Here is a 20,538-nt window from a genome sequence, read left to right as displayed (position 1 = left end):
ATGTCCTCCTCACAATGAGCAGGTATTTTAAAGATATTCATATCCTATCACTTTCAATCCTTCCAAGCAAAGAAGAAGCATGGGTATTGCAGATTGCGGCTGTCAAATAAGGAAAAAGATAATGTAAGCGAAATAAAGCGCCAAAACACTGATTACGATAAGAGCGGTTTCGAATAACCCTCCGGACTTAGCGCCCTTCTTTTTAGGTGCATATCTCGTCTGTGTTACTTTTCCCTGGCGCATTTTTTGCTGTCTTTGTCTTGAGATAGGTTGCGCCGAAGTTGGCGTTTTTCCGGCCTGTTTTCTTTGCGCTGCCTTTTGCCCTGCTGCGAGCATCTCTCTTTTCATCTCGTCAGCGGAATCATAATGGCCATTTAAAGCAGAAATAAGCACTTTTTTATACTTTTGCAACACCGGACTGCCTTCGATTAAAGATCGCAGCTGTTCCTTTGGCTGGCTTGTTTTTTTGAATTCCTTTTTATGTACACAGTTGATCATAATCATAGCAACCGCAAACAAGTCGTAAGAGGGCTCTGCTTTTCTTGTCCCATACCCCCAATATCCTCTGTCGTAAAACTCGGTATACTCTTTTATCGCTCGGCCCTCCTTGGTTGTTCCGCCTACATCTATGCAGCGGATTCTGGCTGGCGGACCGGTGACAATCAGATTATCCGGCTTAAGGTCGCCGAATATCCACCCTTGCTGATGAAGCACGGATAAGCTGGTTAACAGCTGAATCATCAAGACCGGAATCCATTCTGCTCCTTTGTCACTGACGAATTGTAAAAGCAACGGGCCTTTTATGTATTCCATTGCATAAAATGAAACCTTTGTATTAGCACTGGGAATAAAGGCATCATCAGTGTCAAAAAAAGAAGGCCCCATCGTTACGGACTGGGCCTTAGAAAAAGATTTTAAGACATTCACTTCAGAAGTAATAGACAGGCTGTCATCACTTACCTTTAAGGCAACATGTCCATCTGATGCTTCTGCCAAATACACAATTCCATTGGCCCCTTTTCCAAGCTGTTTACGCAGTGTGTAAGTATTTCCATTCCACTTACCCTTTACTCTCGTTCCCGGCTTGAGGCTACATGCCAAACTCGTCAAAGTGTCGTTCATCATCTGCCAGCATGCTCCTTCTTGAGCGGATTTTTTCGAATTGCTGTGTCGCTTCACGAATCGCCGGACCTGTCGGCGTGATGCCGCCTGTCGATAGCTTCGCAAAGAGTGTGGAAAGAGATTGCAACTTCGGTGTCCAATTTAGCACAAGCTCGACCTCCTGTTTTTTCCCGGGAAATATACACATCGCAAATTCGTTATTCCCTATTCGGGAGTTAAGACTCACGGACAAGTCAATCAGCGCTTCTTTCACTGTAGGCAGCTTTGGCGCCATACTCGCGCTTGTATCAACGAGAACCAAAACCTGAAGATGCACCGTCTCTCCCAGTTCATCCACCACTTCCATGACTTCGCCGCGTTTTTCCGGAGAAAGCTCCTCCATTTCCACATTCTTTCCCAGGATTTGCTTCAGTTCTTGATTTACCACCCCTTGCAGGGTTTGCGTCATTGCTTTTTTCGTTACCATTTGAACCGTTTGCGAAAGCTGTGATGCGTAAACGACCTGATGCACGCCGCCTCCAGCAAGCGCAATCCCTTCGACTTCTTTCATAGCCTCGTGGTCAATTTTGTTTTCTTCCATTATACCTATGACATTTACTGTAATCCCTTGCTCTTTAGCAAAAGCAGCCATAGCAAGCGGATCTTCACCATGATTTGAGCAGCCATCCGTTATCAGCAGAATTTGATTTAAACGTCCGTTGTTCACATTCATTCCTCCTGGAGAATACGATGATTCTCAGATTCATATAGTTCCATCTTCGCCAGAAGAAAATTGATTTATACGGAAGCGTTATGAAATTTCTTGTTTGCTTTGAAAGATGGCCGGAACGGGAATAGACGCCCACTTTGGTGTATTGTGATCAATTCGGACGACAACAACCGTCATATCATCATCAATTTGGCCTGATCTTGTGCGAATCACTTCCTCCATGAGTAAGTCAGCAATTTCCTGCGGATCATCTGTTTTTAACCCTTTCATTTTGCGCTTCATCCATAAATCATGATTTTCCACGTGTTTAGGGCCTTCGAAAATACCGTCACTCATCATGATCAGGAGGTCTCCCGCCTTCAGCTGCTCACTCACAACCTCAACGTCGAATTCGTTAATAATGCCGATTGGCAGATTGCTCGCTTGGACTTTCATCACCTGCTCACCCCGTTTGATAAAGCTCGGTGTTGATCCAACCTTTAAAAACTTACAGCTCGCATCCTGAAGGTCGATAATAGAAAGATCGAGCGTGGAATATATTTCATCCGTTGTCCGCAGAGACAGTATGCTGTTGATCGTTTTGATTGCTATTTTTTCATCAATTCCTGATTCAAGGATCTTTTCAAGAAGTTTAATCGTTTCATTGCTTTCAAAGTGAGCCCTCGCGCCATTGCCCATGCCGTCGCTGATAGCAGCTGCATATTTTCTTGCGCCCAGCTCCATCATGCTGTAGCTGTCGCCGGAGACAAGGCCGCCGCCCTTCGCTGCATGAGCCGCACCCGTAGACACTCTGTACGATTTTGTTGATCCAAACGCGACATGGCTGTATCCATTTGGATGCGGCGAATGCTGCTCGGCTTTCACGAGAACTTGCTCTTCCAAAATGTCAGAAAGCATAGGCGCTATGATTTTTTCACTTTCTCCATGCCCGCTGAATGGGATTGTCATTTCAATATCAATGTTCCCCTGTTCAAGGCTGTAAATTTCCACCTGCTGAATCTCTATTCCAAAATGCTGAAGAGCCTCAATAATTTGTTCTTCTTGGATAAAGTGCTGTTCCCTCTCCCTTTTTATTTCCCGAGAAAAGTCTGCCATGACCTCTGAAACACCCAAGAGCTGTTCAGCCACAAGCCGCCTGCTGTCCTGCACTTTTTTCTTAAGGGTTAAATGCGCATGATGATAGGCAAGTTCATCCTCTATCAACTCTTCAACCTGACGTGATTTAGAGCAGTACTGGTGAAACTCTTTTTTCAGCCTTCGGTTTGAAGCATACTCTTTTTCCTCTGTTTCAAGCATAACTTGTTTCATTAAATCATATGTTTTATCAAAGTTCTGAACCCAGCACCTGTTTTTCTTGTAGCACGTTTGACAGGAATGCTCCGTAATTTTACTTAAAAACAGATCGACTTCGCTGTCATCTGTTTGTTCGTCAGACGCTTGATAAAAGGTTGCAAAGCTTTCTGACAATGCATGAAATACATTGGAGAACTGATCCACCTTTTGAGCAGTGACATCTCTGATTTTTCTCGCGTATTGCTGCTGCTCCTGAAGATGTTCCACAGTACCCGGAATATATCTCGCCACTTTTCTTGTGATGGACTGAGGCGTAAGCAGAAACAGGCCGACTGCTATCAATGACTCATAGAGCGTTGTCATCAGACCGGCAGAGCCTTCTCCATATAAAGAAATAAGAAGCGATCCGATAATCAGCCCGATTGCCGCACCTGCTTTTTTTCCTTCTTTCAGCAAGCCGCCTAATAAGCCAGAAAATGCGAGCAGACTCATTTGATAGAGATTTCCGATATTGGCTAAGCCGAGAATCAGGCCTGTCACGACACCCACTGTACAGCCGATGCTTGCACCGCCGATGAAGGAAAAGCTTAATACAACATAACGGGCCAGGATATGTTCTGCCTGCATCCCTTGATAGGACAAGCCTGCAAGTCCAGTCAGCACCGAAGCAATCAGAATCATAAAACAAATGATTTCTTCTATTTTTAAGGATTGTTTTACTTTCTTCACTGTGAAAATCGGAAGGCTTTGGAGGAAAATCAGCGTTAAAATAAAGGACAGCCCCGCTTCTACAACAGCCATCACATAATCATAGGTTGTAAACGCGCCATTCTGAGCGTAAACAAAACCCGCTCTTGCCGCCGCCATGGAGAAGAACACGACAATCGGAAGGGCTTTCACACGATCATCTGTGATGAAGGATGCTACTTTAGAAAACACGAAGAATGCAAGCAACGCCGCTAATATGAGTAATGAGTGCTTCGGAGAAATTGTCATTGCACCTGCAAGCACAGCCAGCACTGCATACAGCGCCTTGTCTCTTCTGATCAGAAGCATTGCCCCAAAGAAAGGAAGGGCGAAAGGAAGGACCTCGGATAATATGAAAGCTCGTCCAAGCAAAAACCCGATGACGACATAAATGAATCCTTTATAGAAAAACAGTGAATGCAAATGATGAGTCACCAGCTTCGCTCCCCTGTTAAAAAACGATTGGAGTTTTTCAAAAGCTTGTCCCGCCATTGGCCCGTTCACTCTTCTTTCTGCTTTTTCCATTTCTCTCATCTCCCACCTGTTATATTCGTTGCCTGTCATTATAGCGAAAGCACAGATAGGATTTTGTCAAAAGAAGGTAACTATACCAAAGAAGTCTTCGACGGTTTCTGCCCTGAAATTCGTTTATGCGGAGAATTTCCAGAAAGATGTCTAAAAATGAAAAAAATCGGTTTCTGTTACAGAAACCGATTTTTCAGTATGACCCGTACGGGATTCGAACCCGTGTTACCGCCGTGAAAGGGCGGTGTCTTAACCGCTTGACCAACGGGCCTAACAAATATGGTAGCGGCGGAGGGGATCGAACCCCCGACCTCACGGGTATGAACCGTACGCTCTAGCCAGCTGAGCTACACCGCCATATTGTTTTGTGCTTCTAAGCACAAGTTATATAATACAAAGGTTTGTCCTTTTCGTCAACAGAAACTTTAATGTTATAATTTTCTGACTCTTACCTTGAGAGAGCATATAAAAAAAGCACCCGTTGGGACGAACGGATGCTTCATTTATTTATAGAAAGCAGCAAGTTATCCTCTTCTTGCTCCGCGCCCTCCACGTTTTGATTCCGTATTGCGTTTTAAAGATGACAAGCGATCTTCGCTATCTTTTAAAAATTTGTTCATTTTCTGTTCAAAAGATTCTTTCGGACGGAAATCATTTCTAGGTCTGGCTTGCGGACGGTCTTTAGCTTTTTTAATAGATAAACCAATTTTCCCGTCTTTTTCAACGTTGATGACTTTCACTTCAACTTGGTCGCCGACTTTTAAGTGATCATTAATGTCTTTAACATAATTATCGGCTACCTCACTGATATGAACGAGACCGGTTGAGCCTCCAGGCAATTCAACAAATGCTCCAAAATTTGTAATACCTGTAATTTTCCCTTGCAACTTGCTGCCCACTTCAATCGACATAAAAAAAGTGCTCCTCCTTAGGCTTATAAAAAGATCGTTTGCTTAATTATACCTAAATAAAAATTTAAGTGTCAACAAGGCTACTTGTTCTTCTTCTCCACATTAAAGATTATTTCACCGTCTCCAGACATGAATAAGTCTCTTCTGGCAAGCTCTGTGACGTAATCTTCATCTTTTAATTTGGATATTTCTTCTTTTAAATCCGTTTGCTTTGTCTTTAAATTCTTCAGTTCTTTTTCAAGCTGTTCTTTCTTTTCTTCTTTTGCACTAAGGGAAGATGTTTGGCTCCATACAGAGCTTGCCAGTACAATTGCCGTCAGAAATACGAGGGCGCCGAATACAGTCAACCGTCTGTACAGCCCTTTTCTTCTTCTTTTCTTCAGCTGATTTTGCCGCTCTACTTTTTCTTTATAGTCGTTTTGTATTTCAGTTATCGTTCGTTCCCTGGAAAAATTCAAATCAGACGGTCCTCCTTTCATCTCTTCAAAAAACGTGTAATGGTCGTTCTTATGGTTACCAATAGTTTCTTCTTCTTTTTTAGAAATCCTGCACCTTTTTGAAAATATCGTCTGAAAGTTAGACGCAGTTTTTCAGGAAGAAGTTTCATACATTGTTTCACGATAAAGCGGATCGGAAAACACAGAACCATGACTATTTTATAAAGACATAACATGAGAAAACCGATCAGGCGGTATGTTCTCTGAAAGAGAAACGTGACCAGCCAGATGATGACTCCGCATGTCCACACAATAGGACGAAATAACACGTGCTGAATGAGCTTTTTTAAGAATTGATAAACAGAAACAACAAGATAAATGACGAATTTCAGTATTTTTATATAGATTCGTTTGCAAAGGCTTTGATACGTCGCAACGCCCAGCAGAACCGCCAAAAAAATGTACAGCCTGAATTCTCCCTCATTTACATGAAGCAAGACATAAAAGAAGAGCAGCCCCTGCAAAATCCAGAAAAGAATATCATGAATAAATAAAAGCCATCTGGCTGTTCTGGCACGGATGACAAAGAGCCTGTACGTATCAAGCGACGCGCCAAGCCAGAGGCCCATACCGGACATCGCCAGCATTGTATAGAATTGTGTCGTCAGCGTCATTTAAACAACTTGCTAAAAAACCCTTTAGCTTTATCCCCTTGTTGCTCGTCTAAATACACTAAATCAAATACCCTGCCTTTGATCGAAACAATCCCTTTTTCTACATCAAGATTTTTCATTTGAAGGTTTTCGCCTCTGACTGAGAGCATTCCCATCACTGTTTCCAGCAGGAATTCTTCGTTATCAAAGCTTTCAACTTGCTTAACCCCAGAAATATCTAAATGTTTCCGGCCTTTCATTGTCACATCGTGCTGTTCCGGAACAGAAGAAGAACCTTTTTGTTCATAATATGAATTCATCTATTCAGCCCCCATATCCTCGATACTTTTAGCATTATTACTGCATTGTATGAGGCGGGGGATTCTTTTAGAACAAGCCTATTCGCCGAGTTTTTCTTCCTTTAGCACCGTATACATATTTGCGGCTTCTTCTTTTTTCGTCGTGTCTTTGAGCTCATTCACTTGTACCGTTACAAGCTTTTGGCCGAAGCGGACCGTTAATTCATCTCCAGGTTTTACGTCTGAGCTTGCTTTAGCCTGATTTCCGTTAATGGAGATTCTGCCTTGATCAGCTACTTCCTTCGCTAGTGTACGTCGTTTAATCAGCCGTGATACTTTTAAAAATTTATCTAATCTCATATTATGATCTCCTCTCAGTTTCTTTTGCTTCATTCCACAGGTTGTCCATGTCCTCAAGAGACATATTAGCCAGCTCGATTCCCTTTTCCTTCGCTGTTTGCTCAATATAAGAGAAACGTCTCCGGAATTTATCGTTTGTCATCGCCAATGCTTCCTCCGGTTCTATTTTGTAGAAGCGGGCTACATTTACCAAGGCGAAGAGAACGTCGCCAAATTCGGCCTTGAGATTGTGTTCATGAGGGTCTTCAGAAACCTCCGAAGAAAATTCCTCCATCTCCTCATTCACCTTTTCCCAAATATCACTCACATCTTCCCAGTCAAAACCGACTTTTGCCGCTTTTTTCTGAAGTTTAGCAGCTTTAGAAAGAGCAGGAAGGGTTTTCGGGACGTTGTCTAACAAGGATTCTTCAGATGTATGTTTTTCTGCTTTTTTAATATCTTCCCAATTTGCCAAAACATCGTTTTCATCCTGAACCTTAACATCTTTAAACACATGGGGATGTCTTCGGACCATTTTTTCACTGATCCCTTTAATCACATCATCTATTGTGAAATAACCATCATCTTCACCGATTTGCGCGTGAAGCAGGACCTGAAGCAAAACGTCGCCAAGCTCTTCGATCATATGGTCTGTGTCTTCTTCGTCAATTGCTTCGAGAAGTTCATAACACTCTTCAATCATGTATTGTTTTAATGACTGATGAGTCTGCTTTTTATCCCACGGACAGCCGTTAGGCCCGCGAAGCTCTCTGATAATGCGCCGAAACGCGGAGAACTCCCGGTACAGCAGCTTCTCTTCTTTAATCGGCGGAATATACACACTTGTTAAGTTATTCATGGCGACATTACGGTCCAGTTCAAATAAAGGCACTCTCCGAATATCCTCATCCCGGCTTCCGGCTGCAGTTACAATCACAACTTCATAATCATCCGGCAGCTTCTCCATTAATGTCAGCTTCACTTCGGATGCAGTCATTTGGTCGTAAACCTGACAAATGATCAGGTGATGTCTGAGCTCAAGCTCATCCGCGCTCAATGTGCCGGCATCCACAAATTGAAAGCCTTCAATGGGATCAATTTGCAAGGCATTAAAAGTGGCATCAAGAAAACTTTGCCCTCCCGCGACTTTCACCTGAATGTTTTTTTCTTCCTGCCGCTCCGTCAGCAGCTGTACTGTTTTTTCTGCTACAAATGGATGCCCCGGAACCGCATAAACAACGTCCTGATGCTTCGCTTCTCCAAAGAGAATGTCAGCAATTTCTTCGTATACCGCATCAAACTGGTCGTGCTTCTCATATATATCATCAAAATAACGAATGTTCTTCGTTTCGCTTTCTAGCTCCTGAATTAAAGGATGGTCTTTTGTTCTGACAAACAGAGTGTCCACCTTTGTCAGCAGCTTATGTATGCCAATTGTCAACTGGTCCATGTCTCCGGCGCCAAGCCCGACGACTGTAATGTTACCTGCCATTTTGTTCTCTCCTTCTTGTGAGTTTGCTTAACTTGCTGCCAAAAGGCACACTGTTGAGCTCTTCATCCGTAAATATTCCCAATTTCATCATACAATAAATAAACACCGCGCCTCCAATGGCGACAGCAGAAAGACTTTCAACCGCCGCATATCCTCTTCCTTCCGCATCAAACAGAAAAGACCAAAGGCGTAAATAAGCAAGCAAGACAGCAGACATCAATAAAGCGGACCCAATAATCGGAAGCATAACGCCTCTCATCTTGTCCAGCCATTCTTTTTGCCGCAGGCGATATAAATTAAGGCCGGCGACAGCCGCAAAGGTAGCCGCTGTCGCAAATGAAGCCCCTTCAATTCCATAACTCGGAACCAAAAAGGTATTTAACACCCATTTCACAGCCACGCCTGCGCCTACCGCTATTGCAGGAAATACCGTGTTTCCCGTTCCCTGTAAGACAGCAGCAGCCGTGACCGCCAAGGACGCAAACAAAATGGAGCAGCTAAATATCTGTAACGCAGCTGTTCCTTCACCATTTTGAAACAGCATAATGTTGACCGGTTCGAGGATGCAGATGAGACCAGCAGACGCCGCAACGCCAATCGCAAGACACAGCTTTAAGGAAGACGTCACTCTTTGTTTCATCACCAGCACTTGATTGTCCTTTACCGCCCTTGAAATCAACGGTACGAGTGAGGTCCCGATGCTCATTGCGAAAACAGAACCGAGCTGCAAAAGAGGCTGCCCCCGGTCATAAATTCCTTTCAGCCGCTTTGCTTCTTCACTCACCTCACCGCCAGACAGCAAAGAATATAAATTCAGCGCATCGACAAGCTGAATAAACAAAAGCAGCAGGCTGCTTACACAGATCGTTACCGAATATAAAAGCAGTTTCTTAATTAATTGATTTGTTGTAATGTGATTTTCTTTTTCTATTTCCGCTTTTTCAGGCTTTTTCGTTTTGAACCAAAAAAAGACGAGGATGATAAGCGCAATCAAACTTCCGGCAAGAGAACCAGAAGCAGCTGCCGCTCCCGCAGTATAAAGCGAGGCACCCTTTTTGATGAGCCAAAAAGATAACCCTAAAAGCACCGCTACCCGCAGAAACTGTTCCATGATTTGCGATAAAGCGGATGGCAGCATATTGTGCCTCCCTTGAAAAACGCCCCTGAGCAGCGCGACAAATGGAAACAGAAGAAACGCATATGCAGTTACTTGAATTAACTGGGCGAGATGCGAGTCACCCATAAACAGAGCGATCGGAACAGCTCCCATATATAAACACAGAAATAAAAAAACACCTATTACCGATAAAACCAGCGCTGAAATTTTCATTATGGTGTTATGGTTTTTTTCACTATAATCATTCATCAGTTTAGAAATAATCACCGGAAATCCTGATGTTGAAAGCATGACGGCAATACCAAGAAAAGGGTATACCTGCTGATATATATAAAATCCAACATCGCCGACAATGTTTTGAAATGGGACTCTGTAAACGGCGCTTAATATTTTTGAAATAACGCCTGCCAGAATTAAAACAAAAGCCCCCTGCCACATCCAATGCCGTTTGACGCGTATTGAATCATCCATCCAAAAGCTCCTTCCCAACGTCAGGGGCCATGCAGAGTTCGCAATGACCTTGGCACAAATAAAAACGAGGTTATTATACCATACCCCAACCCTTGGAATCCTTTTTCAGCCTGCACAAAAAAGAACAGCGTCCCAAGGAGAGCTGTTCTTTCTATACCTATTTTGATAATTGTAATAAGACCTACTGTTCCATTTGACGAGCCAAAAACCCAGCTGCTGTTTCAACGGCTTTATGCTCTACTTCGCCCATCGTCTGATCCTTTGAAAAAATCACAACAGCACCTATCGGGTCGCCATTCGCCACAATCGGGCCGACAGTATACGAACTCATATCTTCATCAATGCCATTCACAAGCTGCACGGATTTTGCATCGCTCTCAAGCACGGAACTTCTCTGATCCATTGTTTTTTCCAGCATTTCGCTGATCGGCTTGTTTAAGTAGTCTTTTTTGGAACTTCCGGAGACGGCAATGTAGACATCACGGTCACAGATAAGCACTGAATGGCCAAGACTGTCATAAAGCGCGTCTGCATACTCCTTTGCAAAGTCTCCAAGCTCACTTATCGGAGAGTATTTTTTCAAAATAACTTCTCCGTCACGATCTACAAAAATCTCAAGCGGATCGCCTTCCCTGATTCTCAGCGTTCTGCGAATTTCTTTAGGAATCACGACCCGTCCTAAGTCATCAATACGACGTACGATACCGGTTGCTTTCATCTCTGGTGCCTCTCTTTCATTTGATGGTTATACAATGTGGGAAAGACCTAAAGCAGTTACTTTATGTACCTTCCGCCTCGCTTGAAATTAGTATCCGTCACATCAAATGTAATATACACCAGAGAGTAACAAAATTTACGTTGATGAAATGGTTTGTTTTTTCACATCTTTAAGGCCCTTCAGCATGCCCAGCACGGTTTCGAGCCATTCATCCGCAGTCTTGCCTTTCGTTTGAACGGAAATTTTGAGTTTTTTTCCTTCCATTCCCAGTCCGATTTGTCTGCCGTATTTGTTGCCAAGCTCAAACAGTTTCTGGCCGTCAATATCAGCACTAGCCTCTTCAGAAATGGTCAGCCTGACTGCATCTTTATCTTGCTTAATCAATTCGACCCGTTCATTTTTCGCATAAACCTTCATTTCAGCTACGGTAAACAAGTATTCAACTTCTTTTGGATAATTTCCAAACCTGTCAATCATCTCATCTTGAAGTTCATTTTTCTCTTCAATTGAAGCCACAGATCTGAAGCGTTTATACATATCAATTTTCTGTTTGCCGTCTTGAATGTAAGTTTCCGGAATGTACGCATCTAGCTCAAGATCAATTTCTGTTTCAAAATGCTCCGTTTTCGCTGTATCGCCTTTCCGCTCTTCTATGGCCTCTTTTAGCATTTGCGAATAGAGGTCAAATCCAACCGAATCGATAAAGCCGTGCTGCTGAGCGCCAAGGAGGTTTCCGGCTCCGCGAATCGTTAAGTCGCGCATGGCGATTTTAAAACCAGATCCCAGCTCCGTAAATTCTTTAATCGCCTGCAGTCTTTTTTCAGCTACTTCAGTAAGCACTTTATCCCGGCGATACGTGAAATACGCATACGCTACACGGTTAGAACGGCCGACACGTCCACGCAGCTGATAAAGCTGGGAAAGACCCATCTTGTCGGCGTCAAACACGATCAGCGTATTCACGTTTGGAATATCTACACCCGTTTCAATGATTGTTGTGCTGACGAGAACGTCTGATTCCCCTTCCAGGAAACTCAGCATGACAGCTTCTAATTCATTTTCTGTCATTTTCCCGTGGGCATACGCAACCTTCGCGTCAGGGACAAGCATTGAAATCTCATCTGCTTTCCGTTCGATATCCTCTACCCTGTTGTATAAGAAATAGACTTGGCCTCCGCGCGCAAGCTCGCGCTCAATCGCCTCTCTGACAAGGGCACCATTGTATTCCACAACATATGTCTGTACAGGGAAGCGGTTTTCCGGCGGCGTCTCGATCACCGAGAGATCCCTTACGCCAAGCATAGACATATGCAGCGTACGCGGAATCGGCGTCGCTGTTAATGTTAATACATCCACATTGGCTTTAATCTGTTTGATCTTTTCTTTATGGGTGACACCAAAACGCTGCTCCTCATCAATGATGAGCAGCCCTAAGTCTTTATAAACAACATCTTTTGATAACAGTCGGTGTGTCCCAATGACGATATCAACCGTTCCGTTTTTCAATCCTTTGATCGTTTCGTTTGCTTCTTTTCTTGTTCTGAATCGGCTAAGCAGGCCGATATTCATCGGGTAGTCCTGAAAGCGCTCTGTAATGGTCTCATAGTGCTGCTGAGCCAAAATGGTTGTCGGGACAAGCAGTGCGACCTGTTTTCCATCAGCGATTGCCTTAAACGCCGCACGGATGGCAACCTCTGTTTTCCCGTAACCCACGTCTCCGCAAAGCAGTCGATCCATCGGCCGCTCTCTTTCCATGTCTTTTTTGATTTCGTGAATAGAGCGGAGCTGATCTTCTGTCTCTTGATAAGGGAACGCCGATTCAAATTCACGCTGCATTTCATGATCAGGAGAAAATGCGTAGCCCTTGCTCGCTTCCCTTTCGGCATACAGTTTAATTAAGTCATCAGCGATGTCTTGAACGGATGTTTCTACTTTTTTCTTAACCCGCTTCCATTCGCTGCCGCCTAACTTATACAGCTTCGGTTCTTTTCCTTCTGATCCGACATACTTCTGTACCTGGTCAATTTGTTCAACCGGCACATAAAGCTTGTCGCTTCCCTGATAGTGAATGTTCAAATAGTCTTTGTGAATTCCATTGATCTCAAGGGTTTCGATCCCTAAATACTTTCCGATCCCGTGATTAATATGAACGACATAATCACCAATTTGAAGCTCAGAATAGCTCTTAATGCGCTCTGCATTCGTAAGCTTCTGTTTTCGAGGTTTCTTTTTCACGCGGTTTTTAAACAATTCTTCTTCAGTAATGACAGCAAGCTTCATTAACGGCAGCTCAAATCCTGATTGAAGCTCGCCTTCCATGATATAAACCTGTCCCTGAACAAGCGCCTTTTTGCTGTCAGTCATCGCCGCTTCGATTTCATAATCGGCCAAAACAGAAGACAGTCTTTGTGTACGTTCCTTATTTGCTCCCAAAAACACAACGGTGAAGTTTGATTTTTTAAACCGCTCCATTTCACCGGCAAGTACATTCATTTGCCCGTGGAAGCTCTGCATTTGTCTGCTGGATACATTTACGATATTTTGCGGGCTCGTATGCTGAACATGGCGTAAAAACAAAGAGTAGTACAGCAAAGGCCGTCTTTGTTCAGCAGCTATTTTTTGGAAGCTGAATGACAGACTGATGTCATGCAAAATTTTCCCTTCCTCCAGCAGATTTGTGACAAACTCCGCTTCTTCCTTTTGAAGCTGCTCTTCCATTTCATGAATCCGGCTGACTTCGTCCAAAATAAGCAGCGTGTTATCAGGTGTATAATCTAGCAAACTAGCAGGTTTTTCATAAAAATATGAAAGGTACTTCACCAGTTCTTGATCTGTCTGGCCTTCAGATAAACGCTCTTTATCATGAGAAATATTCATATGCAGGATTTCTTTTTGCTTGTCGAGCTTTAATTTTTTCAAGCTGTCGGCAAGGCCTTTATCCATCTTTTCTATTGCACGTGCTTTTTCTTCAGCTCTGATAATCAGTTCCTTTGCCGGACCGATACTGATGGAGGTCAAGGTTTCAATTGACCGCTGATCATCGGAGTTAAAGCTGCGGATGGAATCAACCTCGGTGTCGAATAATTCGATTCTGACCGGATGCTCAGAGGTCAGCGGATAAATGTCGATAATTCCGCCGCGAATACTGAATTCACCGGGTGCAGAAACCATATCAGACCGCTCGTATCCCACCTCTACCAGTCGGGTTGCCAGCTGATCCGGTTCGATATCATGACCCACCTGAATGATCATTTGGCTGTTTTTCCACACCTCTACCGGCGGCAGCATTCTTCTGACAGCCGCCACCGGAGCAACAACTATAGGCGTTTCTCCGTTTGTTAATCTATTAATGACATCTAAGCGCTGCGCCCGCAGTTCAGGGCTAGCCACCGCGATTTCTGATGATATGAGTTCATTGACGGGGTACAGAAGGACAGACCGATCTCCAAGAAGTGAAGTCAGATCATCCGTTACTTTCTGAGCTTGGTATAAATTATGGGTGATTAGAAAGATAGGCTTATTCGTTTCATTAGCCAGAGCAGAAGTAAAAACAGAACGCGCGGAACCTGAAATACCCGCGAGCAGTTGTTCCTTCAGCCCCTCGTTTAAACCGTTGACGATGGATTTGAAGTCATCGCTTTCTTTAATAAAGGTTTGAATGTTGTCCATATGGCCCCTCCTCTCTGTTTTCTGCAAGAACAGAAAAACGCTTTGGTCTAGTGTCTACACCAAAGCTTTTTATTGAATAAATGTGTGATGTTCGTGGTAATGCGGATTTCGTTCAAGCGCCTCTTGGCAATCTTCACATATTGTAAGAACATGGACATCTCCATTGTCTTTATATGAAATCATATCGTTTCTTTCCTCGTTTGTTAAGTGCTCAAATCCAAGTGAGTTTGTCGATACCATGGAAGATTCCAGACTTCCAACTTTTACTCCGCAATGACGACAATAATAATGCAAAGCCATACAAGGGACCCTCCTGATGAAAAAGTCATTTTGGTGTAGTATGGACTTTGATTATGTATTTTATACCTTCGCGTTGAATTCGTTCATAACCTCTAAAAATGGTTTGCTGAGAGAAGCCTCACAAGCCTTAACGGACCTTTCAATCGCTTCCTCAATTGCTGGTGTTTCATCCTTTGTAAAAGCGCCTAAAACATAATCAACCACCTTCATCCCGTTCGCTGGCCGCCCGATTCCGATGCGGATGCGATCAAACTCAGGCGTTCCGAGATGCTGGATCAGTGATTTGATGCCATTATGCCCGCCGGCACTGCCTTTCGTTCTTAGACGGATCTTGCCAGTCGGCAGATCAAGGTCGTCGTAAATGACTTTTAAATCTTCGTTGTCTACATCATAATAATCCATTAAAGGCCGCAAACATTCTCCTGATAAATTCATATATGTAAGCGGTTTAACAAGTAGAACCTTTTTGCCGGAAACAAATCCGGTTCCGTATAATCCGTTAAATTTGCTCTGGTTCAGCTCAATGTTCCATTCCTTCGAAAGCTGGTCTATTGCCATAAATCCGACATTATGCCTTGTATTTTCATAGTTCTTTCCCGGGTTTCCGAGGCCAGCAATTACAAGCATGGCAAATCCTCCCTTAGTCACATAAGCTCCCGCTCTAACACGGGCTATAATTCTTCTCATTCTAGCACAAAAGACGTAACCGCGGGAGGGTTACGCCTTAAGCTATTATTGATCTTCGTTTTCACCTTCAGGCTGAGCATCGGCAGTTTCCTCAGCGTCTGTTTCTGCAGCATCCTGCTGCTGCGGAGGAAGAATAGAAGCCACAACTTCATCTGATTCGTGATTATAGGAGTAGTCACCGCCGGCAGGCAAGTCCTCAATCGTGAGTACATCATTTACATCAAGACCAGAAATGTCTGCCTCGATCGATTGCGGAATTGCTTTTGGCTTCGCCTTCACGGTTAGAGCGTAAAGCGGCTGTTGCAATACGCCTCCATTTTTCACTCCAATTGCTTCTCCGGTCAGATGAATCGGCACTTCCACTTCAATTTCTTCACTCATATTGACTACTTGGAAGTCAGCATGAGTGACCTCATTTTTCAGCGGGTCCGTTTGCAGCTCTGTTACCATGACAGCGTGCTTCTCTCCGTTGACGTCGAGTGTAATGACTGTATTCTTGCCTTCATCCCTCAGTGTTTTGATAAGTTCCACACTGTCTAAGGATACCGGTTTGTTTGCCGTGTCTTTTCCATAAATGATACCTGGAACATGTCCTGAAGTACGGATATCCCGAAGAGACGAACGGGTGAAACCTGTTCTTTCTTTTGCCGTTAACGTTGCCATATTCAGCACCATCCTATTATCGTTTTATTGTCCTATTAGAAACAATACCCAAAACGATAAAGGTTTAAACCTTTCAAAATCGGTTTAGCTGAACAGGTAGCTGACAGATTGCTGCTCATGAACGCGAATAATCGCTTCAGCCAGAAGCGGTCCGACTGAAAGCTGCTTAAACCGTTCAATTTTCTTTTCTTCAGGAAGCTTGATGCTGTTTGTCACAACAAGCTCTTTAATTGTTGAGTTATTAATCCGTTCAACAGCAGGTCCTGATAGTACCGGATGTGTACAGCATGCATAAACTTCTTTTGCTCCGTTTTCAACGAGCGCATTAGCTGCAAGTGTAATGGTGCCGGCAGTATCAATGATATCATCGATAAGGATAGCGGTCTTCCCTTCGATATTACCTACAATATTCATGACTTCTGCCACATTCGGTCTCGGACGGCGCTTATCAATGATCGCAATCGGCGCTTTTAGTCTGTCAGCCAGTTTGCGGGCACGTGTCACACCGCCGTGGTCTGGTGAAACAATGACGATATCTTCAAGGTTTTTGCCTTCAAAATATTCTCCTAAAATCGGAACACCCATTAAGTGGTCAATCGGTATATCAAAGAATCCTTGAATTTGCGGTGCATGCAGATCAAGCGCAATGACACGAGTCGCACCGGCAGTTTCAAGCAGGTTTGCGAAAAGCTTTGCTGTGATTGGCTCACGGGATCTAGCTTTTCTGTCTTGACGCGCATAACCGTAATAAGGAATAACAATGTTAATGGTTTTTGCAGAAGCGCGTTTCAACGCATCTACCATAATCAACAGTTCCATAATATGCTCGTTAACGGGGTCACTTGTAGACTGGATGATGTAACAGTCACATCCGCGAATACTTTCTTCGATATTAATTTGGACTTCCCCATCACTAAATCTTGTGACAGAACACTTCCCTAATTGAACTCCAACTATATCTGCGATTTCTTTTGCAAGCTCTGGATTAGAATTCAAAGAAAAAATCTTTAAATTCTTATCTCCGTATTGATTAGACATGGATAAACCTCCGAATTTAGGATTATTTTTTATGAATATTTTTCACATAATCGTCTTTATTTACTTGTCTCGCTCTGGCAATAGCAAGTGCTTTTCCAGGTACATCTTCCGTAACAGTTGAGCCTGCCGCTACATAAGCGCCTTCTCCGACTGTGACAGGGGCAACCAAATTGGAGTTGCAGCCGATAAATGCGCCGTCTTCAATTTTCGTCAAATATTTATTCTTTCCATCATAATTGACAGTAATTGAACCGCAGCCCAAGTTGACGTCTGTGCCTACTTCAGCATCCCCGACATAGCTTAAATGAGAAGCCTTGCTTCGGTCTCCGAATTGCGTCTTTTTGATTTCAACAAAATTCCCGATCTTCACTTCATTCCCGATGACAGAATCAGGCCTGATGTGAGCAAAAGGTCCTATGTTTACATCATTCCCCACTTTACTGTTATTGACTACCGATTGTTTAATCACCGTACGGCTGCCAATTGAACTATTCATAATCTCAGTATGAGGGCCGATAATCGTATCTTCTCCGATTTGCACCTCACCTTTAATCACAGTTCCAGGATAAATCACAGTATCGCTTCCGATGACAGCTTCAGGAGAAATATACGTATTCATCGGGTCAATCAGCGTAACGCCATTTTGCATATGCCGTTTATTAATCCGCTCTTTCATAAACAATTCAGCCTGAGAAAGAGCAACTCTATCATTAACTCCGAGCGTTTCTTGGAAGTTACCAGTCTGGTAAGCGGCAACAGTTTCGCCTTCATTTTTGAGGATCTCTATCACATCCGGCAAATAATACTCGCCTTGAACATTATCGTTCGATACTTGGTCAATGGCCCGGAATAGAGCTTCATTATCAAAACAATACGTTCCAGTATTGATTTCAGTCACAAGACGTTCTTCCTCTGAAGCGTCCTTGTGCTCCACGATTTTTTGAACCGCTCCGCTCTCACCGCGAATGATTCGGCCGTATCCAGTCGGATCTTCTGCAACTGCAGTCAAGATCGTAGCTTTTGCTTCTTTTTGTGTATGTTCTTTCAGCATCGCTTCCATTGTCTCCGCTGTTAAAAGCGGCGTATCTCCGCAAATGACAATCGTTACACCTTTTTCGTCAGCAAGAAATGGCTGTGCCTGTTTTACAGCATGAGCAGTGCCAAGCTGTTCTGCTTGAAGCGCATACTCGCTTTTATCACCAAGCTGCTTTTTCACTTCTTCCGCACCATGTCCGACAATCGTGACAAGCTTCGTTAAAGATAACTTTAAGGCTTCGTCTACGACGTGCTCTACCATAGGCTTACCGCAAACTGGATGAAGGACTTTGTAAAGCTTTGATTTCATTCTTGTTCCTTGTCCAGCCGCTAAAACAACTGCAAACCGCTTATCCATTTAATGGCCTCCAATATCCCTTTTATCCATAGAAAAATATATCCTAAATATCAGTTGATTTCAAGGAGACTTCATGAAGTGCAAGAATTTTCTATGGGTGCATTTTAGTTAGAAAAATCAGAATTAAAAAAGGACTGCCGGAAAAAGGCTTGTCTCAGCCCTATCAGCAGTCCTTGCTTTTTGGTTATTTTTTAAGAAGCTCCAGCTTCTTCGAATTCTAATGCTTCAGTGTCACCCAGACGATGATACTCATTTAACACGGCATCTTGAATCTTTCCTCGCGTGCTTGAATTAATAGGATGAGCAATATCGCGGAACTCTCCATCAGGGGTGCGTTTACTCGGCATCGCAACGAAAAGACCATTGTTTCCATCAATCACACGAATATCATGAACAACAAATTCGTGATCCAGCGTGATGGATGCAATCGCTCTCATGCGACCATCGGTATTCACGCGGCGTAATCTTACGTCAGTAACTTCCACAGTAGTTCACCACCTTTTCCCTATATAAAAGCATTAGTGTATCAATTCCACGATTTTTTCTGAATTCCTGCTGTTTTTTAAAATATTTTTTGAAAAAATAGGATATACATACACAATTAGGTCATAACGCTTTTATTTCGGACATAAGGTAAATAAAAAAGTGATTCCGAGTTTACCCAGAATCACTTTTCTTATTATTTTACTAACGCAATCACTTCGATTTCGACTAATGCATCCTTTGGAAGTCTCGCAACTTCAACGCAAGATCTCGCCGGTTTGTGCGTGTCAAAATATTGTCCGTACACTTCGTTCACTTCCGCAAACTGTTCCATGTCCGCGATAAATACAGTTGCCTTTACAACTGTTTCAAAAGAAGCACCCGCTTCTTCCAACACCGCTTTTAAGTTGCTGAATACTTGATGCGTCTGCTCCTTAATATCACCGTTTACCATCTCGCCTGAAGGCGTCAAAGGAATTTGGCCTGAGCTGTAAAACATATTATTGACGATGATCCCTTGTGAGTAAGGTCCAATTGCCGCTGGGGCATGTTTTGTGTGGACTGCTTTTGTCATGATTCTGTCTCTCCATTCTTCAAAAGATTGTCTTTAAAAAAACGCAGAAAATTGCCATTCTGAATTTCAATGGACTTATCTTTCATGTTGATCGTTGAAAGAGTTAGAAGTGACATATATTCATCAACAAGACGTTCATCTACTCCTTCGGCTTCGACCAAGACGCCGATCCCCGCGACATTCGCATTAAACTCATCCAACAGGTTAATCATACCATTAATTGTTCCGCCTGCTTTCATAAAGTCATCAATAATGAGTACGTTTGAACCCGTTTTCATGCTTCTTTTTGCAAGTGACATCGTTTGAATGCGGTTTGAGGAGCCCGACACGTAATTAATGCTCACCGTGGAGCCCTCAGTTACCTTGTTATCCTTGCGCACAATGACGACAGGCACATTCAGATAACTCGCAGCTGCATACGCAAGAGGGATGCCTTTCGTGGCAACGGTCATGACAACGTCAATTTCGCGGTCCGCAAATACAGAAGCAAACAGCTTTCCAACCTTGGAGAGAACAGATGGCTTTCCTAAGATATCCGTTAAATACACATAACCGCCCGGAAGGATACGCTCAGGATTTGCCAATGACTGTCCAAGTGTCTGAACGAATTCTTCAGCTTCAGCCTGCTTCATCTTCGGAATATATTTGACACCTCCGGCAGCACCGGGAACAGTAAGCAAGGTACCAATCCCCTGCTGCTCAAAGGTTTGCTTTATAATTGTTAAATCTTCACTGATCGATGATTTTGCAGATTCATACCGCTCAGAAAAAAAGGTTAACGGTATTAACTCGTGCGGATGGGTTAACAAATAATTTGTTAAGTCCACCAATCTGCCGCTGCGACGAAACTTCATGAACTTACCCCCAAAATCCGAATATTTTAAGATCAATATAACTT

20 protein-coding genes and 2 tRNA genes are annotated in these 20,538 nt (G+C 43.4%); all 22 read right to left on the bottom strand.

From position 1 onward, the window contains the following. Positions 1–102 precede the first annotated feature (102 nt). The 22 genes from NSS75_RS00400 to purR all read right to left on the bottom strand — a co-directional run bounded on the left by NSS75_RS00400 (position 103) and on the right by purR (position 20,494). Entirely contained in the window at positions 103–1,125 is a 1,023-nt protein-coding gene (locus NSS75_RS00400) for a serine/threonine-protein kinase (RefSeq protein ID WP_106021680.1), read from the bottom strand. Continuing rightward, positions 1,091–1,828, bottom strand: a complete 738-nt coding sequence (locus NSS75_RS00395; RefSeq protein ID WP_024123631.1) for a VWA domain-containing protein — start codon at positions 1,826–1,828, stop codon at positions 1,091–1,093. The genes NSS75_RS00400 and NSS75_RS00395 overlap by 35 nt, the downstream gene beginning before the upstream one ends. 84 nt (positions 1,829–1,912) lie before the next feature. Continuing rightward, on the bottom strand, positions 1,913–4,396 hold the full coding sequence (spoIIE, locus tag NSS75_RS00390; protein ID WP_024123630.1) for a stage II sporulation protein E: 2,484 nt from the start codon (positions 4,394–4,396) through the stop codon (positions 1,913–1,915). 199 nt (positions 4,397–4,595) lie between these two features. Continuing rightward, positions 4,596–4,667: transfer RNA gene (locus NSS75_RS00385), tRNA-Glu, on the bottom strand. Positions 4,668–4,676: 9 nt separating this feature from the next. Beyond that, positions 4,677–4,753, bottom strand: a tRNA-Met gene (locus NSS75_RS00380). A gap of 167 nt (positions 4,754–4,920) precedes the next feature. Then, on the bottom strand, positions 4,921–5,307 hold the full coding sequence (locus NSS75_RS00375) for a S1 domain-containing RNA-binding protein (protein ID WP_003218379.1): 387 nt from the start codon (positions 5,305–5,307) through the stop codon (positions 4,921–4,923). An 80-nt stretch (positions 5,308–5,387) separates the two neighbouring features. Next, on the bottom strand, positions 5,388–5,765 hold the full coding sequence (gene divIC / locus NSS75_RS00370) for a cell division protein DivIC (protein ID WP_010332711.1): 378 nt from the start codon (positions 5,763–5,765) through the stop codon (positions 5,388–5,390). Positions 5,766–5,782: 17 nt separating this feature from the next. Further along, positions 5,783–6,418, bottom strand: coding sequence for a spore cortex biosynthesis protein YabQ (gene yabQ / locus NSS75_RS00365; protein ID WP_024123629.1), 636 nt, complete (start codon positions 6,416–6,418; stop codon positions 5,783–5,785). Then, positions 6,415–6,717 carry a sporulation protein YabP gene (gene yabP / locus NSS75_RS00360; protein ID WP_024123628.1) on the bottom strand — a complete coding sequence of 101 codons (303 nt, stop codon included), beginning with the start codon at positions 6,715–6,717 and terminating at the stop codon, positions 6,415–6,417. Before yabP ends, yabQ begins: the two co-directional genes overlap by 4 nt. Before the next feature lie 78 nt (positions 6,718–6,795). Further along, positions 6,796–7,056 carry an RNA-binding S4 domain-containing protein gene (locus NSS75_RS00355; protein WP_024123627.1) on the bottom strand — a complete coding sequence of 87 codons (261 nt, stop codon included), beginning with the start codon at positions 7,054–7,056 and terminating at the stop codon, positions 6,796–6,798. Position 7,057: 1 nt separating this feature from the next. Beyond that, positions 7,058–8,527: a nucleoside triphosphate pyrophosphohydrolase gene (mazG, locus tag NSS75_RS00350; RefSeq protein WP_339235279.1), complete on the bottom strand. Its 1,470-nt coding sequence runs from the start codon at positions 8,525–8,527 to the stop codon at positions 7,058–7,060. Then, positions 8,517–10,115, bottom strand: coding sequence for a polysaccharide biosynthesis protein (locus NSS75_RS00345; RefSeq protein ID WP_339235276.1), 1,599 nt, complete (start codon positions 10,113–10,115; stop codon positions 8,517–8,519). The genes mazG and NSS75_RS00345 overlap by 11 nt, the downstream gene beginning before the upstream one ends. Positions 10,116–10,296: 181 nt before the next feature. Continuing rightward, on the bottom strand, positions 10,297–10,833 hold the full coding sequence (spoVT, locus tag NSS75_RS00340) for a stage V sporulation protein T (RefSeq protein ID WP_024123624.1): 537 nt from the start codon (positions 10,831–10,833) through the stop codon (positions 10,297–10,299). A 135-nt stretch (positions 10,834–10,968) separates the two neighbouring features. Then, the gene (mfd, locus tag NSS75_RS00335; RefSeq protein ID WP_339235273.1) at positions 10,969–14,502 is read right to left on the bottom strand and encodes a transcription-repair coupling factor; all 3,534 of its coding nucleotides are present in this window, start codon (positions 14,500–14,502) and stop codon (positions 10,969–10,971) included. A gap of 69 nt (positions 14,503–14,571) precedes the next feature. Continuing rightward, a complete protein-coding gene (locus NSS75_RS00330) occupies positions 14,572–14,802 on the bottom strand; it encodes an anti-sigma-F factor Fin family protein (RefSeq protein ID WP_024123622.1) in 231 nt (76 codons plus the stop codon). Positions 14,803–14,862: 60 nt separating this feature from the next. Further along, entirely contained in the window at positions 14,863–15,429 is a 567-nt protein-coding gene (pth, locus tag NSS75_RS00325; RefSeq protein ID WP_339235271.1) for an aminoacyl-tRNA hydrolase, read from the bottom strand. 105 nt (positions 15,430–15,534) lie between these two features. Continuing rightward, positions 15,535–16,152: a 50S ribosomal protein L25/general stress protein Ctc gene (locus tag NSS75_RS00320; RefSeq protein ID WP_024123620.1), complete on the bottom strand. Its 618-nt coding sequence runs from the start codon at positions 16,150–16,152 to the stop codon at positions 15,535–15,537. A gap of 84 nt (positions 16,153–16,236) precedes the next feature. Then, complete coding sequence (locus NSS75_RS00315; RefSeq protein WP_003218353.1) at positions 16,237–17,190, bottom strand: ribose-phosphate diphosphokinase; 954 nt, start codon at positions 17,188–17,190, stop codon at positions 16,237–16,239. Between the two features lie 22 nt (positions 17,191–17,212). Beyond that, positions 17,213–18,583, bottom strand: a complete 1,371-nt coding sequence (glmU, locus tag NSS75_RS00310) for a bifunctional UDP-N-acetylglucosamine diphosphorylase/glucosamine-1-phosphate N-acetyltransferase GlmU (protein WP_024123619.1) — start codon at positions 18,581–18,583, stop codon at positions 17,213–17,215. Between the two features lie 191 nt (positions 18,584–18,774). Further along, positions 18,775–19,068: a septation regulator SpoVG gene (spoVG, locus tag NSS75_RS00305; protein ID WP_003218346.1), complete on the bottom strand. Its 294-nt coding sequence runs from the start codon at positions 19,066–19,068 to the stop codon at positions 18,775–18,777. A gap of 194 nt (positions 19,069–19,262) precedes the next feature. Next, a complete protein-coding gene (gene ridA / locus NSS75_RS00300) occupies positions 19,263–19,640 on the bottom strand; it encodes a 2-iminobutanoate/2-iminopropanoate deaminase (protein WP_003226738.1) in 378 nt (125 codons plus the stop codon). After that, complete coding sequence (gene purR, locus NSS75_RS00295; protein ID WP_024123618.1) at positions 19,637–20,494, bottom strand: pur operon repressor; 858 nt, start codon at positions 20,492–20,494, stop codon at positions 19,637–19,639. The genes ridA and purR overlap by 4 nt, the downstream gene beginning before the upstream one ends. Between the last annotated feature and the right edge of the window lie 44 nt (positions 20,495–20,538).

It is taken from the genome of Bacillus sp. FSL K6-1012, from assembly GCF_037964915.1.
Classification (GTDB): domain Bacteria; phylum Bacillota; class Bacilli; order Bacillales; family Bacillaceae; genus Bacillus; species Bacillus halotolerans.
This window is presented reverse-complemented; position numbering and strand designations above follow the sequence as displayed.

What these genes read in the sequence shown, in the direction of transcription:
- NSS75_RS00400 (WP_106021680.1), bottom strand. Translation starts at nt 1,125, where the DNA reads ATGATGAACGACACTTTGACGAGTTTGGCATGTAGCCTCAAGCCGGGA.
- spoIIE (WP_024123630.1), bottom strand. Translation starts at nt 4,396, where the DNA reads ATGGAAAAAGCAGAAAGAAGAGTGAACGGGCCAATGGCGGGACAAGCT.
- NSS75_RS00375 (WP_003218379.1), bottom strand. Translation starts at nt 5,307, where the DNA reads ATGTCGATTGAAGTGGGCAGCAAGTTGCAAGGGAAAATTACAGGTATT.
- yabQ (WP_024123629.1), bottom strand. Translation starts at nt 6,418, where the DNA reads ATGACGCTGACGACACAATTCTATACAATGCTGGCGATGTCCGGTATG.
- yabP (WP_024123628.1), bottom strand. Translation starts at nt 6,717, where the DNA reads ATGAATTCATATTATGAACAAAAAGGTTCTTCTTCTGTTCCGGAACAG.
- NSS75_RS00355 (WP_024123627.1), bottom strand. Translation starts at nt 7,056, where the DNA reads ATGAGATTAGATAAATTTTTAAAAGTATCACGGCTGATTAAACGACGT.
- mazG (WP_339235279.1), bottom strand. Translation starts at nt 8,527, where the DNA reads ATGGCAGGTAACATTACAGTCGTCGGGCTTGGCGCCGGAGACATGGAC.
- NSS75_RS00345 (WP_339235276.1), bottom strand. Translation starts at nt 10,115, where the DNA reads ATGGATGATTCAATACGCGTCAAACGGCATTGGATGTGGCAGGGGGCT.
- spoVT (WP_024123624.1), bottom strand. Translation starts at nt 10,833, where the DNA reads ATGAAAGCAACCGGTATCGTACGTCGTATTGATGACTTAGGACGGGTC.
- mfd (WP_339235273.1), bottom strand. Translation starts at nt 14,502, where the DNA reads ATGGACAACATTCAAACCTTTATTAAAGAAAGCGATGACTTCAAATCC.
- NSS75_RS00330 (WP_024123622.1), bottom strand. Translation starts at nt 14,802, where the DNA reads ATGGCTTTGCATTATTATTGTCGTCATTGCGGAGTAAAAGTTGGAAGT.
- pth (WP_339235271.1), bottom strand. Translation starts at nt 15,429, where the DNA reads ATGCTTGTAATTGCTGGCCTCGGAAACCCGGGAAAGAACTATGAAAAT.
- NSS75_RS00320 (WP_024123620.1), bottom strand. Translation starts at nt 16,152, where the DNA reads ATGGCAACGTTAACGGCAAAAGAAAGAACAGGTTTCACCCGTTCGTCT.
- NSS75_RS00315 (WP_003218353.1), bottom strand. Translation starts at nt 17,190, where the DNA reads ATGTCTAATCAATACGGAGATAAGAATTTAAAGATTTTTTCTTTGAAT.
- glmU (WP_024123619.1), bottom strand. Translation starts at nt 18,583, where the DNA reads ATGGATAAGCGGTTTGCAGTTGTTTTAGCGGCTGGACAAGGAACAAGA.
- ridA (WP_003226738.1), bottom strand. Translation starts at nt 19,640, where the DNA reads ATGACAAAAGCAGTCCACACAAAACATGCCCCAGCGGCAATTGGACCT.
- purR (WP_024123618.1), bottom strand. Translation starts at nt 20,494, where the DNA reads ATGAAGTTTCGTCGCAGCGGCAGATTGGTGGACTTAACAAATTATTTG.